Raw genomic sequence first — 211 nt, forward strand, 5'->3', positions numbered from 1 at the left:
CCGTGAAAGGGCGGTGTCCTAGGCCTCTAGACGATGGGGACAGAAACTTGCACTACAACCTGTCGGTCCCGTGCTGCCATGCTGTCCATGGCAATGCCACTGATTTCTCCGTGGCGGCACTTCTCGAGTTGACTAGAGATCATCTCGTAAAGCGTTAAACTTGGAGCGGGAAACCGGGTTCGAACCGGCGACCTCAACCTTGGCAAGGTTG

Annotated in this window: 1 protein-coding gene; it reads right to left on the bottom strand. The window is 55.9% G+C overall.

Annotated elements, in window-relative coordinates:
- Positions 1 to 26: 26 nt before the first annotated feature.
- The coding region (locus MO867_RS23370; RefSeq protein ID WP_252473558.1) for a hypothetical protein at positions 27 to 211 on the bottom strand (185 nt) is incomplete at its 5' end.

The sequence above is a fragment of the Microbulbifer okhotskensis genome (genome assembly GCF_023895975.1).
Lineage (GTDB): Bacteria > Pseudomonadota > Gammaproteobacteria > Pseudomonadales > Cellvibrionaceae > Microbulbifer > Microbulbifer okhotskensis.